Source organism: Leptolyngbya subtilissima AS-A7 (genome assembly GCF_039962255.1).
Taxonomy (GTDB): Bacteria; Cyanobacteriota; Cyanobacteriia; order Phormidesmidales; family Phormidesmidaceae; genus Nodosilinea.
Map to the genome: position 1 here is coordinate 277343 of NZ_JAMPKY010000004.1, position 15721 is coordinate 293063.

At 53.9% G+C, this 15721-nt stretch carries 13 protein-coding genes and 1 riboswitch; of the genes, 5 read left to right on the top strand and 8 right to left on the bottom strand.

The features are described from left to right. The first annotated feature begins 2 nt into the window (after positions 1-2). Positions 3-1934, top strand: a complete 1932-nt coding sequence (locus tag NC979_RS10905; RefSeq protein WP_190520553.1) for an ABC-F family ATP-binding cassette domain-containing protein — start codon at positions 3-5, stop codon at positions 1932-1934. A 170-nt stretch (positions 1935-2104) separates the two neighbouring features. Here the strand turns inward: NC979_RS10905 and NC979_RS10910 are convergent, their stop codons facing one another. The 4 genes from NC979_RS10910 to NC979_RS10925 all read right to left on the bottom strand — a co-directional run bounded on the left by NC979_RS10910 (position 2105) and on the right by NC979_RS10925 (position 5806). Continuing rightward, on the bottom strand, positions 2105-2809 hold the full coding sequence (locus NC979_RS10910) for a hypothetical protein (protein WP_190520555.1): 705 nt from the start codon (positions 2807-2809) through the stop codon (positions 2105-2107). A 101-nt stretch (positions 2810-2910) separates the two neighbouring features. Next, positions 2911-3591 carry an actin-binding WH2 domain-containing protein gene (locus NC979_RS10915; RefSeq protein ID WP_190520556.1) on the bottom strand — a complete coding sequence of 227 codons (681 nt, stop codon included), beginning with the start codon at positions 3589-3591 and terminating at the stop codon, positions 2911-2913. 236 nt (positions 3592-3827) lie between these two features. Continuing rightward, complete coding sequence (locus NC979_RS10920) at positions 3828-4766, bottom strand: exopolyphosphatase (RefSeq protein ID WP_190520558.1); 939 nt, start codon at positions 4764-4766, stop codon at positions 3828-3830. Positions 4767-5020: 254 nt separating this feature from the next. Next, complete coding sequence (locus NC979_RS10925) at positions 5021-5806, bottom strand: dienelactone hydrolase family protein (protein WP_348253574.1); 786 nt, start codon at positions 5804-5806, stop codon at positions 5021-5023. Between the two features lie 160 nt (positions 5807-5966). Between NC979_RS10925 and NC979_RS10930 the strand changes: the two genes are divergently transcribed. Next, positions 5967-6185 carry a PCP reductase family protein gene (locus NC979_RS10930; RefSeq protein ID WP_313887271.1) on the top strand — a complete coding sequence of 73 codons (219 nt, stop codon included), beginning with the start codon at positions 5967-5969 and terminating at the stop codon, positions 6183-6185. A gap of 419 nt (positions 6186-6604) precedes the next feature. After that, positions 6605-6682: riboswitch (Glutamine riboswitch) on the top strand. A 284-nt stretch (positions 6683-6966) separates the two neighbouring features. On the opposite strand, the gene sir is transcribed toward NC979_RS10930, so the two are convergent. Next, positions 6967-8907: a sulfite reductase, ferredoxin dependent gene (gene sir, locus NC979_RS10935; RefSeq protein ID WP_190520562.1), complete on the bottom strand. Its 1941-nt coding sequence runs from the start codon at positions 8905-8907 to the stop codon at positions 6967-6969. A 326-nt stretch (positions 8908-9233) separates the two neighbouring features. Between sir and NC979_RS10940 the strand changes: the two genes are divergently transcribed. Then, complete coding sequence (locus NC979_RS10940; RefSeq protein ID WP_190520564.1) at positions 9234-9491, top strand: CRR7 family NDH-1 assembly protein; 258 nt, start codon at positions 9234-9236, stop codon at positions 9489-9491. Positions 9492-9700: 209 nt separating this feature from the next. On the opposite strand, the gene NC979_RS10945 is transcribed toward NC979_RS10940, so the two are convergent. Then, the gene (locus NC979_RS10945) at positions 9701-11932 is read right to left on the bottom strand and encodes a PhoX family protein (protein ID WP_190520566.1); all 2232 of its coding nucleotides are present in this window, start codon (positions 11930-11932) and stop codon (positions 9701-9703) included. Between the two features lie 410 nt (positions 11933-12342). On the opposite strand from NC979_RS10945, the gene NC979_RS10950 reads away from it, so the two are divergent. Then, a complete protein-coding gene (locus tag NC979_RS10950; RefSeq protein WP_190520568.1) occupies positions 12343-13365 on the top strand; it encodes a cysteine hydrolase family protein in 1023 nt (340 codons plus the stop codon). Positions 13366-13596: 231 nt separating this feature from the next. On the opposite strand, the gene NC979_RS10955 is transcribed toward NC979_RS10950, so the two are convergent. Then, positions 13597-14205, bottom strand: a complete 609-nt coding sequence (locus NC979_RS10955; protein ID WP_190520570.1) for a cytochrome b/b6 domain-containing protein — start codon at positions 14203-14205, stop codon at positions 13597-13599. A 415-nt stretch (positions 14206-14620) separates the two neighbouring features. Between NC979_RS10955 and NC979_RS10960 the strand changes: the two genes are divergently transcribed. Beyond that, a complete protein-coding gene (locus NC979_RS10960; RefSeq protein ID WP_190520571.1) occupies positions 14621-15244 on the top strand; it encodes a TMEM165/GDT1 family protein in 624 nt (207 codons plus the stop codon). Between the two features lie 35 nt (positions 15245-15279). Here the strand turns inward: NC979_RS10960 and NC979_RS10965 are convergent, their stop codons facing one another. Beyond that, positions 15280-15720 carry a YbjQ family protein gene (locus tag NC979_RS10965; protein WP_190520573.1) on the bottom strand — a complete coding sequence of 147 codons (441 nt, stop codon included), beginning with the start codon at positions 15718-15720 and terminating at the stop codon, positions 15280-15282. Between the last annotated feature and the right edge of the window lies 1 nt (position 15721).

Below are 15721 nucleotides of genomic sequence, written 5' to 3' on the forward strand. Positions count from 1 at the left end.
CCATGACTCTGTTTACTTTGCGCTCCGCCACCAAAGACTTTGGCATCAAGGAAATTCTCCGCGATGCCAGCTTTAGCCTGGATGAGGGCGACAAGGTGGGCCTCATCGGCACCAACGGCTCGGGCAAATCGACCCTGTTGAAGATGATTGCCGGGCTAGAGCCCTTCGACGGCGGTGACTTTTGGGTCAACCCCGGGGCCAAGATCGTCTACCTGCCCCAGCAGCCCGATTTTGAGGCCGATCGCACCGTCCTAGAGCAGGTCTTTGTCGACGCGGGCGAGCAGATGGCGCTGATTCGCGAGTACGAAGATATCTCGCACCATATGGCACAGGGCACAGGCGACGCCGATGCCCTCATGGCCAAGCTCTCAACGGTGTCTGAAAAAATTGCCGCTGCCGATGGCTGGGATCTAGAGACCAACGCCAAGGCCATTCTTAGCCGCTTGGGCATTGATGACTTTGACGCCAAGGTGGGCGATTTGTCGGGCGGGTATCGGAAGCGGGTTGCGATTGCCGCTGCCCTGCTCGCCGACCCCGACGCCCTGCTGATGGACGAGCCTACCAACCACCTCGATGCCGAATCGGTGGAGTGGCTGCAAAGCTACCTCAGCGGCTTTCGCGGTGCTCTACTGCTGATCACCCACGATCGCTACTTTCTCGACCAGGTCACCAACCGCATTCTTGAAATCGATCGCGGCGATCTCTACGGCTACGCGGGTAACTACGCCTATTACTTGGAGAAAAAGGCATTAGCTGAAGCCGCCGACCAGAGCACCCAGAAAAAGCACGCTGGGGTGTTGCGCCGCGAGCTGGAATGGCTCAAGCGCGGCCCCAAGGCCCGCAGCACCAAACAAAAAGCCCGTATTGATCGCATCGGCGACATGCAAAACCGCGAGTTTAAAGAATCCCTTGGCAAGGTGGATATTTCCACCGTCGGTCGCCGTATCGGTAAGAAGGTGATTGAGCTGGAGAATGTCTCCAAAAGCTACGAAGATCGCCTCTTATTTAAAGATTTCACCTACGCTTTTGCTCCAGACGAGCGCATCGGCATCATTGGCCCCAACGGCGTCGGCAAATCGACTCTAATGAACGTGATTACCGGGCGGCTAGAGCCCGACACCGGCACCGTCGATATTGGCACCACCATTCACGTCGGCTACTTCGACCAGCATTCCGAAGACCTGTTCGCTAACCCCAGCCAGCGGGTGATCGAATATCTCAAAGAAACCGCCGAACTGGTCACCACCAACGACGGCAGCGTAATCACCGCTTCTCAAATGCTGGAGCGGTTTTTGTTCACCTCTAACCAGCAATACTCTCCTTTAGAGAAGCTTTCTGGTGGCGAGCGACGGCGGCTGTTTTTGCTGCGGGTGCTGCTCTCGGCCCCCAACCTGCTGATTCTCGACGAGCCCACCAACGACCTCGACGTGCAGACTCTCGGCGTGCTGGAAGAATATCTGGAGGAGTTCAACGGATGCGTGATTGTGGTTTCCCACGATCGCTATTTTCTCGATCGCACCGTCAACACCATCTTCGCTTTTGAAGGCAATGGCGTACTGCGAAATTATCCCGGCAACTACTCAGTATATTTGGACCACAAGAAAGCGGCCTCAGACACTCAGAAGGAAAACGGAAAACAGGCCGCTGCTAGCAAGGCCCAGGCCGCTGCGTCTGCGACGATAGCTAAGGTAGAACCAACCCCCGATGCCAAAGCCAAAAAGCTTTCCTACAAAGAAAAGCGAGAATATGAGCAGCTAGAAACCCAAATTCCCGCGATGGAAGCCGAAAAAGAAGCGCTAGAAAAGCAGCTTTACGGTAACCCGCCCAGTGACTACAGCGAGGTGACAAAGTTGTCTGAGCGATTGGGCGAACTCACCGCTACCATCGATTCCTCCACTGAACGCTGGATGGAGTTAGCAGAACGGATGGAGTAGGCGTCCACAGCAGGCAGTGCCATCAATCACAACTGCTAGGGGCGCAGAACCTTGATCCCGATGCAACATCTGTAGCATGGGTAAAGTCTCAGGAATTAAGGGTATCCACAGTCTGTAGAGCTATTTCACAGATTTGGTATTAATCCCTTCAAGGCGATCGCTGTTCACCCCTAATGGTCGGGAGGCAGATAAGGATTAGCATCCATCTCTCGCTGCACAGCGAGACCAATGTTTAGCGCCTCCTGCAAGAACTGTCGGTATTCGCTAGCCTGGTGATTGACCTGGAGGGTTTGCAGCGTTACCAGGTTGGCCTCAATAGTAGTAAACAAGTCCTGGCGTCGATCCAGCAGGGCTCGGTGATGCCGTAAAATTTTCTCGGTCATCAGAGCTGAAGTCAGACTGTCTCGGGTGGACTGGAGGGCAATCAAGATCTCACTGTTCTGCAACCCTTGAGAGCCTGCGCCCTGCGCCACATCCAACTCCTCCATCACTTGTAGCGCTTGAATGATGTCATTGTGGCGATCGCACTCATCCAGCAGTCGCGCCAGGGTGATGAAGCTTTTAGAGCGCTGCCATTGGTAAAAGTGCCAGGCGATAGCTCCAAGCGCGATCGCCCCAGCAATCCCCAGCAGCAGCGCACCAAACTGGTCAAAGCCCTCCTGCTGGCTCACCAGCACCAGCCCGAGCCCCAGACAAACCACAAACATCGTCCCCAGCACCAAGCATTCTGTAATAAAAAGGGAGAGCAGTTGCCGCCGCGATCGCCATACAGAAGGGCGAATCATTCTGCCCATAAAAACCGCATCGATATCTAGACCCGTGAGCTGATCGAGTTCAGATCGGGTAATGCGTAGCGCCTGCAAATCAGAGGTCATCGTCTCTGTAAAATTAGAGATTGTCAGTTAAAAATATGAATCAGAAATATAGACTTTGGTGGGGAAGAAACCATTCCCCCAGACTGTTCAGTAGCGGTTGATCAGTTGCCAAACAGTAGGGCGGCAATGCTGCGAATCACCTGGGAGTAAAAGTTGCCTTCTACCTCACGGAACAGCTGAAAGGGCTGGTCAGGGGAGCCGAAAAAGGGTCTTAGGGTCCACCCCAACTGGCTGCCCACCAACCCATAGAGCGTCAGCCAAAACAGCAGCAGCCGATTGCGAATCTGGGGCGTATCTTCAGTAAAATCCATCACGGAGCGAATGCCTGCATAAAACAGCCTCACCCCAATGAAGCCGGTAAGACCAAAAATGGCGACGTTTAGTAGCAAAAAGAAGTGATAGCTGCGAATAGAGACCAAAAAGAATAGCGTCACTGGCGCAAAGCTGAACAGCAGAACGCTGATTACCGAAACGGTGGTGAGGCTGAGCACCGCATACTGTTTAAAGTCAGCTTTGGAGCCAAATAAGATGTCGAAAAAGTATAGCGTTGGTAGGCAAATAAGCAGAGTTAGTAGGTAGAGGGCCGGCAGCTTGACCATCGACACCAGCAGTTGTTGCCAACCGCTCGACGAGCCAATAATGGCCCCATAGATAGCAAAAAACAGCGAGCTGACTACCAGCAGCGACAAAATTTTAGATTCAATCTTTTTGCCCTGGCGGACTTCTTCTAGAAAGGTAGTGCGATCGCGCAGCAGCAATATCAGGGTTGAAAAATGATCCATAGTTTTACCCAAAGCGACAGCGGTAAAGGCCTATCTGAAGCGTAGCCATCTCTTGTGGTGGAATAGGTCGGAAAAAGGCGGCACTTGTTTTTCCCGTCGCAAGCGACTAAGAGATCTAAGGGAGTATGGGCTCAGTGATGCGGCAAAGCACACCTGCTACTGATTGTTGTACCTATGGGTTGAATCAGCTAAATCAGTAGCAGGTGGCCGAGATCAATATATCCCTTAGATCCTTTCTAGCCGTCCGCGTTAATTTGGGCAACCAGGTCTGCCAATACCTGCTCGGCCCGCTCGTTCTCAACCTGGCAGGTGCCAGCAGCATCGTGCCCTCCTCCCCCATACTTCAGCATGAGTTCGCCGATATTAGTTTTGGAGGTGCGGTTAAAAATGGATTTGCCCGTTGCCAGCACGGTGTTTTGCTGCTTCAATCCCCACATCATATGAATTGAAATATTGCACTGGGGAAACAGAGCATAGACCATAAAGCGATTGCCTGCATGAATCACGGTTTCTTGCCGTAGATCAAGCACGACCAAGTTGTTGTGAACCGTGGCGCAGCGCAAAATTTGGGCTTTGAACTCAGGCTCTTGGGCAAAGTAGAGCTCTACCCGCTCTTTTACATCTGGCAGAGCTAAGATCTCGGCAATTGTGTGATTTTTGCAGTAGTCAATCAACTGCATCATCAGGTTGTAATTCGAAATTCGAAAATCTTTAAACCGCCCTAATCCTGTCCTCGCATCCATCAAAAAATTCAGAAGAGTCCAATTATTGGGATGCAGCACCTCTTCTTTGACATACTGTGCTGAATCAGCCTGGTCTACTGCCACCATCATTTCGTTCGAAATAGCAGGAAAACGGGTGGCCCCGCCATAGTAGTTGTAAACGACTCGCGCCGCCGAAGGAGCCTGCGGGTCGATGATGTGATTGTCCCGCTGTCCCTGATTACGGAGCATTTCGCTAGAGTGGTGATCAAACGCTAAATGCACCCCTTCAACGTAGGGCAGGTTAGTAGTGATATCGTTGGAATTGACGTCAACTTTGCCATCCTGCATGTCTTTGGGATGCACAAACATGATGTCATCAATTAGATCCATATCCTTCATTAGGACGGCGCATACGAGACCATCAAAATCGCTGCGAGTGACCAACCGATGCCGAGTTTTGGTAGCTATCATAGGGGCTCCTTGCAATCCAAAATGCTGAAAAAAGGGGTTGTTCCAGCCCAGTTTTCCCAAACTCAGCTAATCGCTACCAAGTCTTGATAGTTGGTAAATTTGACTCTGCTAGTGCAAACCGTCAAATCCTCTATTGAGCCAAAGACGTTTCTGGGAAACGCAAAAACACCGCAGGCTGGGCTTAGCCTACGGTGTTTTGAAAAGATGCTTTGCTCTAAAGGGTAGCGATCGCGCCTATGGTCCGCGCTACAGCATCAGCCTAGAACATCACCCAAAAAAGTCATTAGGGTTTGCCATGAGCGGCGATCGGCGATGCCATCGTAGCGATCGGCGTCGCTCCAAATCGTAAAGGCGTGGTCAACCCCGCCGTAGATTTCCATATCAAAGTCCACCTCAGCTGCGTCGAGTTCGGTGGCCAGCTGGGCCACATCGGCCATGGGAGCAGCGCTATCGTCAGAGCCGTGCAGAATCAGAATGCGGCCTTGGGTTTGGCTATAGTCTTGCCCTTCAGGGGTATCAAAGCTGCCGTGGAACGACACAAAACCATCTACATCCATGCCAGCACGGGCCATTTCGAGCACGGCGGCCCCACCAAAGCAGTAGCCAATCGCCACGACTTGGCTGCTGTCTACTCCGGCCTGGGCCTGGGCTTGGGCAAGACCAGCCATCAGACGAGCACGCAGGGTAGCGCGATCGCCGTAAAGCGTGCTGGTTTGAGCCCGCGCTTCGTCGGGGTTGGCAGGCCGCACACCCTGACCAAAGAGGTCGACCGCAAAGGCCGCATAGCCCTGCTCAGCCAGCATTTGGGTGCGGCGCTTCTCGTATTCGCCTAGGCCATCGCGATCGTGAATGAGCAGCACCAGGGGCTGGGTTTCACCAAAGTTTTGGTTGAAGGCAAAATAGCCCTCAAAGGGTTTCCCGTCCAGGTTGTAGACTACCGGCTCGGCCACAATATTAGCCTTGGCCTCGGAGGATAGGCCCACTGCCACCAGCGTGGTCATTACGGCAGCTAGCATGACGAGTAAGAGTTTCCTGATCACTGCGATCTCCTTGTTTAAAGAACACGATTGGAGTCATAGGGCCAAAACTCTCTGACGAGAGGATTTTAAGGTCTAGCCTTCCTTGTATCCAGGGAAAATTTGTGCAGTGTAAGCAGGGCTCACAGCCCTACCGTCGCGAAATTAACCCCTGGGGCAAAGAATGTCTCTAACCCCTGATATCGTAAAGAAGTTTGAAGCTCTATGCAAAATTGCGCCTCTACCTATGGAATGGACTGCCGACGCTGAAGCCCGCCTCAAAGAGATTCCCTTCTTTGTGCGCCCTGCCGCCCGCAAAAAAATCGAGAAGTTTGCCCAAGAGCAGGGCATGAGTCAGATTACCGTTGAGGTCTACGAAGCGGCCAAGAAGCAGTTTGGCTAGGGGCGATCGCACAGCGACAGCCGCTGCGGTACCAAATTCCTATTTGTGCTGCTCAAAACTATCCGGTTTTAATCCACTTGTCGGCCCATTTGTGTCGGTGAATGGAAAAAATTTTCTTACCTAAAAATTAGTAATTTTCGCAGCCGCAACATACATAGAACCCTGTCAGCTTTTAACTGGGCAGGAGCCCTGCCATATTGGGCCAAAGGATTAGGCTGAAAGCTGATGTAGGGTTAAACTTCCGTACCAAACCCTTTCTTTCCTCCTAATATGGAAAGCCACATTGACGATTGCAAAAAGTAGGTTTCCTGTTGCCGCGAGAAAATTAAATAGGTCGGCAATCCGAACCGTTTTGAATTAATAAAAGCCCTATTCTCAATAGGCACTTTGGTTAAACTGTAAGAGTAGATAAGAAAGATACCGTTCATCCTGTCCACTGTCTGATGTCGCTAGCTTGACAGGACGGAAGTAGAGAAATCTTCTCGAAGGAACGTGCCAACCATTCTCTGCCTTGGGAGGCGAACCTAGTTATGAGCACTGCTCTTGTTGCCGGACTCGAAATTATTGCTGCTGTCACCCTGATGACCGTGGTGGTCTGCCCTGTACTGGTGTGGATACTGCCCGATCGCAGCCAACCTGTGGGCTAAAAACTAAGGGGTCAGATGCCCAAGATTGCTAGCAAAACTCGCTGGCATAACCCAATAGGCATCTGACCCCTTGACGCTCAATTTTGCGAAAAAAAAGGGGGGTGGATTGTATGATCCACCCCCCTTTTTTCGCACTAGTCTCTAGGTACCGGTTTTTGCAGATATACCGCCAGGGCATCGGCCATTACCTGCGCCATGGGTCGCCCCTCTTTGTCGGCGGTGGATTGCAGGGTCATGAACAAATCGTGGGAAATGCTCAGCCGGTGCCGCCCTTCTTTGGTGTGCCGTGGGGTATATTGATCAGCGTTGTAGGTGGCCGAAAACTGCCGCAGGGCTTGAAAGCCGACGCGATCGCAGAAATCCCCAAAGCTTTCGCCCTTTTTGCGCCCGTCGCGGAAGAACACAAACAGCGGCTCTAGGGTGGTGTCGACATCGTTGTCGTGGAGGCGCTCCAGGTAAGGGCGAGCTAGTCGGGTTTGGTTAGGGGAACCTCCCAGCCATACCTGGTACGACTCGGGAGCGCTGCCCACCAAGCCCAACTCGGCCATGTAGGGGCGGGCGCAACCGTTGGGGCAGCCAGTCATGCGTACGACAAAGTGCTCGTCTTCTAGGCCCAGTTTGGTGAGCAGGGCACGCAGGCGACCGAGCACCGTGGGCATGATGCGCTCTGACTCAGTTACCGCTAGGCCGCACAGGGGCAAGGCCGGGCAGGCCATGGCGTAGCGCACCAGAGGGTCGATCTCGGTTTCTTTCGCTATCCCATGGCGGGTGAGAATGGCCTGAATCTCAGCTTTATCTTCGGGCTTGACCTCGTAGAAGAGTACGCTCTGGTTGGGGGTGATCAGCATCGGTAGGTGGAATCGCTGCACGATCTCCCTCAGCGCTGATTTGAGCTGAATGCCCTCGCGGCGGTCGATAATGCGGCCGTTTTCGACAGGAATGCCGACAAACCAATTGCCGTCGCCCTGCTCATGCCAGCCTAAGTAGTCATAAAAGGTCCACTTGGGCAGCTTTTTGAAGGGCTTGAGGGGCTTGCCTAAGTAGGTCTCAACCTGCTGGCGGAAGCGATCGACGCCCCAGTCGTGGATCAGGTACTTCATACGGGCGTGGCGGCGGTCGTGGCGATCGCCATAGTCGCGCTGGGTGGCAACAATCGCCTTCATCAGGTCGTAGATATCGGCTTTGTCGACATAGCCAATTTCGTCGGCCGTGCGGGCAAAGGTTTCTTCTTTGTTGTGGGTACGGCCTAGACCGCCGCCAGCCAGCACGTTAAAGCCTTTCAGCTGCCCAGAGCGATCGGTGATCACCACCAGAGTGACGTCGTGGGTGTAGGCATCAACGGAATTGTCGCCAGGCACCGTGACCGCGCATTTGAATTTGCGGGGCATGTAGTAGGTGCCGTAGATCGGCTCTTCACTGTTGTGCACAACGGTACCGTTGCCGTTGCGCTGGCGGGCCGCCACTACGTCAGGGTGCTCTTCGACCGAGACCGCCTTCTCACCGTCTAACCAAATTTCGTAGTAGGCTCCGGTTTGGGGCCGCAGCAGGTCGGCGATGTTGTTGGCGTACTCCTGGGCCAGCCGGTACTCGGGTCGGTTTTTGTAGGGGGCCGGGGGAGCCATGATGTTGCGGTTGAGGTCGCCGCAGGCCCCTAGGGTAGAGCCCATATTGCGCACGATCGCGCCAATGGTGGCCTTGAGGTTTTGCTTCAGCACGCCGTGGAGCTGTATGCCCTGGCGGGTGGTGGCCCGCAGGGTGCCGTTGCCGTACTCATCGGACAGGCGATCGAGGGTGAGATAGAGCTCAGGAGAGAGGTACCCGCCGGGGTTGCGGGTGCGCAGCATCATCTGGTAGTCCTTCTCTTGGCCCTTGGCGCGGTTGTCGCGGTTGTCTTGCTGATACGAGCCGTGGAACTTGAGAATTTGAGTGGCTTGTTCGGAGAAGTGCGTGGTGTCTTGCAGCAGCTCGCTGGCTACGGGCTCGCGCAAAAAGCGGCTGTTCTCTTTAATGCCCTCCATCTTGGAGGGGGTAGGCCCAGGGGCGGCGGAGTTGGGTTTGATAGGAGTCTGAACCATAGCGGCAGGCAATAACCGTTAAAACAGAAAAATCCAGGCAATGGCACCGCAGAGCGGCCTATTCCCGGAAAGCTCGGACAGTGACAAAAGCGAAAATTCACCGGTAATCCGGTCGGGATTTCGGTGAATGCTTCATTATCCTACCATCGGATCCAAAGATTCGGGCGATTTACCCACGGAAGTTCACAGTTTCCTTTAGAACTCCTGTCCGCTTTTGAAGCGTTTGAGCTGAAAGGTTTAGGGAGGGGTGGACAAACGCGCTCGCCACCGCCGTTCAAGGGAGCCAATCCGTTTAGGATCAAACTAAATTCCCCAGGAGCAACACTATGCCCGATGTCATTATGTACCAGGAAGAGATGTTCGTCGTGCTGATGCCCGGTGACGCCGAAGAATTTCTCTCCCCCGAGGAGCTGCTAGAGCGGTTGACGGAGTTGCTGGGCGATCGCCAGCACGATTTACCCCGCGACCTTCAGCGCTTCACCACCGTTGCTGAGCAGGCTCTACACCTGCGCGATACCGCCTGCGAGCTAGAGCTCAGTCCCGGTGAAGCCATGCAGTGGTATGTCGTGCGTCTAGAGAAATAGAGTTTGTCAATCAGAAAACTCAGCTCAACGGTGGCAGGTATAAGGGCAAACGGCATTTGCCTATATGGATTTGAGCCCAAGTAAATAGGATTTGGCAAGACAATCTGCTGCGGAACAAAGGGGAACGTGGTGTTAGCCAGGCTCCCCTTTGCGCCATTACTGACCTGATACTGCTCTAACAGACAGCGTTAGAAATCAGCTAGCACTCGCTAAACAGCAATTTTGCCGCCGTCGTTGCGAGTGATTATCACCGTTGCTGAGCGAGGGCGAGCGGTGCCGCCATCGGGCCAGTGGCTCGTAAACTGCGCCGGGTCAGTGACTGACTCACTGCTCTCACCCGGATGCTGGATGTTGACGAAGATCACCTTGCCATCAGGTGACTCGGTAATGCCGGTGACTTCACAGTCGCGCGGCCCCACCAAAAAACGACTCAGCACCGTGGGGCTAGCCGCTTGGCCCACGTAGGTCTTGACCTGTTGGTCGGCATTGGCGTTGCTGGGCACCGCTTTGTTGGCCACCATCTTAGGCTCACCGTCGCCCACAGTTCCCGGCAGGGCGGCCAGCATCATGCAGTTGGTGGCATCGGTGTAGTAGCCGTCATCGGTTTGCACCCACAGCAGACCGGGGGTCGCCTGGCTAAACCAGATGCCGTCCGGGCTAGAGAAATCGTTCTCGGTGGTTAGTCCCGACAAATTGATATTCTCTCCCGCGTCGGCCTGGGCACCAAAGAGGTAGACATCCCAGTTAAAGGCCATGGCGGCGGGGGTGTTGTCCGACTCGCGCCAGCGAATGATATGGCCGTTGACGTTGCCCTGGCTGACGGTGGTTTCTTTTTCTTCGGCATAGTACCGGGGGTTAGCGGCATCTAGGGGAGTTTTGACACCCCGACCGTTGCTGCTCGACACGTTGTTGGTGAGGGTAATGTATACCTCACTAGTGGCCGGGTTGACCCCGCCCCACTCGGGCCGATCCATTTTCGTTGCTCCGGCGGCATCGGCGGCGATGCGGGCGTTGATCACTACATCGGCCTGGTCGGCAAAGTCGTAGCTGGCGTAGTTGGCAATATTGGGGTTATCCAAGGTGAGGGGCAGCCATTCGCCGGTGCCGTCATCGTTGAACTTCGCCGCGTACAGTGTGCCCTCGTCAAGATACTTGTCGCCCGCAGCGGCACCCCGATTGGCATCCCGGGGGTCCCAGGCGGCGGCGGTGACGAACTTGTAGATGTACTCGTTGCGGGCATCGTCGCCCATGTAGAACACCAGCGGTTGGCCAGCTACCGGTGTGGCTGACCAGCAACCTTCGTGGGCAAAACGCCCCAAGGCGGTGCGCTTTTTGGTGGTGGCGTTGGGGTTGAAGGGGTCAATTTCGACTACCCAACCGAAAGTGTTGGCGACGTTGCGAAAATCTTGCTCGGCCCGGCTGCCGGTTTTGCTAACATCCCAACGCTTGTAGAGGTCGGTGTTGCCAGTAGCGTCGGCCCGCGACCAGTTATAGCGACCCGAGGTAGCCCCACCAATGCCGTAGCGCTTGAAGGCGGCCACCTCCTTAGCGGTGCGGACAGCATCGTCTTCGCGCCGGTTGAAGTAGCCGGCCCAGTTTTCTTCGCCGCTGAGGAAGGTACCCCAGGGAGTGTAGCCGTGGCCGCAGTTGTTGAGGGTGCCACGGGTTTGCTGACCGCTGGGCGAAAAGGCCGTAGCCATCATGGGGCTGCGGCGAGCGGGGCCAGCGATATCAAACGTAGTGGTGGCAGTGATGCGGCGGTTGAAACGGGAGTCGCGGTTGAGATCGTAGGTAGACCCCTGCTTAGCGATTTCGACGATGGTGACTCCGTGGGCGGCAACTTCTTTGTCGATTTCAATAGCGGGGCGGGCCTCAGTGCTCTCGGGGCCGTAGTTGGTGGGGCCGCTGGGGTGCACAAAACCCAAGTCTTCGCAGACTTCGTTGTTGATGCAGAGCAGGGCACGATCGCTGCTGTTGGGGTCCCAGCCATTGCCGGCGCGGTTCATGCCGAAGTACTGCATGGCATCGTGGTGGTCGCCCGCCCGCACCTCAAAGTCGTTATCGGTGCCGTCGTTTTTGTAGGGGGTGACGTTGCTTTTAATCGGGTCGCCCGTGGCCAGCAGCACGCGAGCGGTGTAGCCTTCGGGCACAACCAGAGTGTCGGCGGTGCTTTTGGCCACGGGACTAAAGTTGAAGCGCAGATTGGTAGCGGCTTTGGCAGCTTTTTGAGTCTGCTTGGTGGAGTCGGCTGCTAAAGCTAAGCCTGTCCCCAGCATGGCGGCCGCGGCTAAGGATGAACTGCCCTTGAGAAATCCCCGGCGGCCTAGGCGGGCGCGGTCTAAAACCTGGTTGAAGGAGTCGTTGTTTGAGGGGTTGTGGTTTTCATCCTCAAAGTTGACCACTTTCTTAAGAATGGTGCGGATATCTTGCTTCTTTGCCATGGTCAGGGCTCCCAATCGGCTTTTTTGAGTAACGAGAAAATATTATGTGGCCCTGGTAACGACGAGTTTAACGAGTGTTTAGCGGTTATTTAAGAAATAGTGAAAGAAGAGTAATCAATTGGCTAGACAACACCTTAAAATAGATTTAAGAAAAGACTAAGAAAGTTCAAGTTTTTTGATTGTTGTTGCCATCCACAGAAAGCATAGCGTCAGGAAAAACGGCAGCTTGCCCCTATAAGAGACGCTGCAGTTTTATTCATACCTGCATCCAGCAACGCCTTTAACTAACCAGTGAGCCATGGCATGTATGAAGCTTAATAAGCCACAAGCCCCCACCCAGTGCCGCACCTCCGCTATTGAGCATAAAATTAGAGCATCTGACTTGTGATAGTTTGCGGAGCCCCAAGCCGATGACCGACTCAGCCCTGCTGCCAGTGCCTGATTTTTATAACCCTAGCCGGGTCGGTGAGGTGTGGTCGGTGCCCTATCAGCAGCGCGCCGCTGAGGCCAAAGCCTGGGCCAAAGCCCATCACATTGCCCCCGCTGCCGAGGATGATCGTCGCCTCTGCCTGCTGCTGATCGATGTACAAAATACCTTCTGCATTCCGGGCTTTGAGCTGTTTGTGGGTGGGCGATCGGGCCAGGGAGCTGTGGACGATAACCGCCGCCTAGGCGAGTTTATTTACCGCAATCTAGGGCAGATCACCACGATCACCGCCACCCTCGATACCCATCAGGCGATGCAGGTGTTTCATCCCCTATTTTGGGTCGACGCTGAGGGCGAAAATCCGCCGCCGATGACCATGATTCACTACGACGACGTGGTGCAGGGCAAATGGCGGGTCAACCCAGCGATCTCCGCCAATCTCACCGCCTCCCGCGACCTGCAAGAATACGCTCTGCACTACACCAAAACCCTGGATGACCGGGGTAAGTATCCCCTCACCGTTTGGCCCTACCACTCGATGCTGGGGGGCATTGGTCATGCGCTGGTGCCTGCGATCGAAGAGGCCTGTTTTTTCCACACCATTGCCCGCCAGAGCCAGACCCGCTTTGAGCTGAAGGGCAGCAATCCCCTCACGGAGAATTATTCGGTGCTCAGCCCCGAGGTGATAGAGGATAGTCAGGGACAGGCGATCGCTCAAAAAAATGCCCCCCTCATTCAAACCCTGCTGGAATTTGATGGGGTGATTGTCGCTGGTCAGGCCAAGAGCCACTGTGTCGCCTGGACGGTGGCTGACCTATTGAGCGACATTGAGGCTACTGACCCTGCCCTGGCCCAAAAGGTTTACCTGCTTGACGACTGTGCTTCCCCCGTAGTTGTCCCCGACGTGGTTGATTTTACTGATCAAGCCGAAGACACCTATCAGCGCTTTGCCGAGGCTGGTATGCACCGGGTGCAGTCAACCACGGCGATCGCAGACTGGCCATAGCCTGCGATCGATGCCATCGAGTCATGGATTAGTGAGTTTTGTGAGTAGTGGCGATCGCTAAATTTAGCCTGCTGCTCAGCAACTGCCTAGCCCCTACAGTTTAGCTAAATAGGCTAATAGCGGCAAAATAAATGCAGCAAAAATGCCACCAATGACTACCCATTCAACAACCTTCAATGGAGCGTTTGCTTTTTTCATAACTATCGATTTTTGAGAATTATCAATTAATAGCTAACGTCCAAATCGCTCGTGAAATTTTTCTCGAAGATATCCCATCCATAGGGACGGGGATTCCTCAGGACGGTACTTGGTTTGAACCATTGAAAGCAGCAAGGGCACTCCGCCGACCTTGAGGCCCATAGCAACATGGCCCAACAAAGTTATTAGCAGCACCAGCCACGCCGTCAAATGCAGCCTGTACCAAATGTGGTGCAGTTCGCCACCGGGCAACCAGGCCTCTTGCATCATTCTGCCGGTAACCACGGACAAGGTAGCGGCTAAGAGCATGGCGGTGTTTAAGAGGCGCTGAAGATTGACCCACCAGCCGGGCTTACCCACTTGATGGGTAAGTCGAGGCCAAAAGTCAGGAAACAATAATCGCCGATATCCCCAATGAAAGCTATAAATGGCGAGAGCGGGAAATATCAATAAAAAGAATAGGCCAAACGTACCATGAATGCCTTGAATGTCTGGTAGCAAGGGTAAAGGAATAGAGCCAAACCGACCGTCATAGGTGTTGTAAACCAGAAAGCCGGTAATCAAGGCACTAATTGCCAGCAAGCCAGCGATGCCGTGTAAAAGCCTTAAAACTAAAGGCTGATAGGGAATTAATTTAGACATTTCACTCGCCAACCGAGGTAATTTTATTCATTAGAGAAATATAATAGGTCAGAAAATACTTCTGTGGCAAACAGTAGAAGATGAACAAAAAGTGAAATAGAGTCACCTCAAAGATGATTAAATTATGAAATAAGAGTTTGTTTCTTGTGGTTTTAATCAGTATTTTTAATTAGGCTCAAATCCCCTGTTCGTGATATGGTTTAAGTCATGAAGGGGAGTAGCTTTGGGTTTTAACCCAATCATCTGAATCAACATACTGGCGATGAGCCTGGTTCAGATGGTGAATTAGCACTGTGAAGTAGAACTGTGCGTTCGCAAGCGAGACCTTCACTGAGTCCACAACTGATGTGGGCTTGGTGGAGTTCTTGTGAGCATCCATCATGCCCGCTCAGGCTTAATAATCCTGGAGACGAGCATGCATCCACTGACCGGATTTACCGCTGGCTTACTATTCATCACCCTATCCGAGTTAGGGGATAAAACCTTTTTTATCGGCATGATTTTAGCCACTCGGCACCCCCGTCGCTGGGTGTTTGTGGGGGTTACCGCCGCGCTATTTGTCATGACGGTTTTGTCGGTAGCGATCGGTCAGGCAGTCACTATTTTTCCTGAGCACTACGTTCAGGGGTTGACCGTAACCCTGTTTCTAGGATTTGGCCTCAAGCTGCTGTACGACGCTAGCCGCATGGTCGGGGGTGGTAGCTTAGCCGATGAGCAGGCCGAGGCCCTAGAGGCTGTCGAAGAAAGTGAGGCTGAGGTCAAAAAATGGTCGGTCAAAGCCGTGCTGATTCAATCCTTTAGTCTGACCTTTGTAGCGGAGTGGGGCGATCGCACTCAGTTTGCCACCATTGCCCTGGCGGCGGCTAACCATCCGGTGGGCGTGGTGCTGGGGTCAACCCTGGGACATGCGGTATGTGCTGCGATCGCCGTTGCCTGTGGCAAACTCGTTGCTGGCCGCATTTCAGAGCGCTGGCTGACGACCGTTGGCGGGCTGTTATTTGTCATCTTTGGCCTAGTTGCCGCCGTGGAGATGGTTTAGGGCAAGCTAGCGGTGAGGCCAACTTGTCCAGCAGGCTAGCGAACGCCTGTGCCGTAGGCAATCACCTCAATGGCAATAACGCCTTGGCCGTTGTTGCCGCTCAGCTCAGCGGTTTGAATGCGGATGTTGACCACCTGGTCTGCGCCCCAGCCCAGGGCTGACTCTTCCATCCGCAATATGGCTTCGCGGCGGCCCCTTTCAAGCAGGCTTTCGTAAACCGTGATGCGTCCGCCAAAGAAACTAAATACCCCCGCGATGAACGTCTTAAAAAAGTCGGATGATATGACTACGCTGCCGGTGAATAGTTGTGCCTGATGGGCTTTAGGCAGAGACACTTTAGCCCCAGCCGTGCTGAGCATCAGCCCTTGAATAGCCTGTTCTCGCTGTTGTAACTGACGAAAGTGCTGCTTTTCAGTTCGGGTACCAAAAAAGTAGCCGATCCCTAGCAATACCGCAAAAACAATTAGCTCCTCCATA

Coding starts and splice junctions, on each gene's coding strand:
- NC979_RS10965 (WP_190520573.1), bottom strand. CDS start 15,720: ATGGAGGAGCTAATTGTTTTTGCGGTATTGCTAGGGATCGGCTACTTT.
- NC979_RS10960 (WP_190520571.1), top strand. CDS start 14,621: ATGCATCCACTGACCGGATTTACCGCTGGCTTACTATTCATCACCCTA.
- NC979_RS10915 (WP_190520556.1), bottom strand. CDS start 3,591: ATGGATCATTTTTCAACCCTGATATTGCTGCTGCGCGATCGCACTACC.
- NC979_RS10950 (WP_190520568.1), top strand. CDS start 12,343: ATGACCGACTCAGCCCTGCTGCCAGTGCCTGATTTTTATAACCCTAGC.
- NC979_RS10905 (WP_190520553.1), top strand. CDS start 3: ATGACTCTGTTTACTTTGCGCTCCGCCACCAAAGACTTTGGCATCAAG.
- NC979_RS10930 (WP_313887271.1), top strand. CDS start 5,967: ATGTCTCTAACCCCTGATATCGTAAAGAAGTTTGAAGCTCTATGCAAA.
- NC979_RS10940 (WP_190520564.1), top strand. CDS start 9,234: ATGCCCGATGTCATTATGTACCAGGAAGAGATGTTCGTCGTGCTGATG.
- NC979_RS10920 (WP_190520558.1), bottom strand. CDS start 4,766: ATGATAGCTACCAAAACTCGGCATCGGTTGGTCACTCGCAGCGATTTT.
- NC979_RS10945 (WP_190520566.1), bottom strand. CDS start 11,932: ATGGCAAAGAAGCAAGATATCCGCACCATTCTTAAGAAAGTGGTCAAC.
- NC979_RS10955 (WP_190520570.1), bottom strand. CDS start 14,205: ATGTCTAAATTAATTCCCTATCAGCCTTTAGTTTTAAGGCTTTTACAC.
- sir (WP_190520562.1), bottom strand. CDS start 8,907: ATGGTTCAGACTCCTATCAAACCCAACTCCGCCGCCCCTGGGCCTACC.
- NC979_RS10910 (WP_190520555.1), bottom strand. CDS start 2,809: ATGACCTCTGATTTGCAGGCGCTACGCATTACCCGATCTGAACTCGAT.